At 41.8% G+C, this 371-nt stretch carries 1 pseudogene; it reads right to left on the reverse strand.

Annotated elements, in window-relative coordinates:
* Positions 1-145: 145 nt before the first annotated feature.
* Positions 146-371 (reverse strand): annotated as a pseudogene (locus tag BCU12_RS10920) (uracil permease); the annotation flags it as partial.

Below are 371 nucleotides of genomic sequence, written 5' to 3' on the forward strand. Positions count from 1 at the left end.
GTAATGCGACATTCACCTGCCTTTGCGATTAGACACGCCAAATAAGAGGTAAAAAGGCCAAGTATGATAATTCTACTTGGCCTTTTTGTTATTTTGATACGTCAGCTAACCATCGTTGAATTCGATAGTTTTCTTTGTTAGTGGATTACTTCGTTTCTTCTTCCATTTGTGCATTATCAACCACGTGGTTTTCACCCAAATCTTGAGGAAGAATCAGATTCAGTAAGATCGCGACGATACCACACAGGCTGACACCTTGCAGGCTAAACTCACCAATACCAAAGGCCATGCCGCCAATACCAAAGACTAAAGTTACCGCAACGATCACAAGGTTGCGTGATTTATGCAGGTCGACATTGTTTTTGATCAGC

Source organism: Vibrio sp. 10N.261.55.A7 (assembly GCF_002877365.1).
Taxonomy (GTDB): Bacteria; Pseudomonadota; Gammaproteobacteria; order Enterobacterales; family Vibrionaceae; genus Vibrio.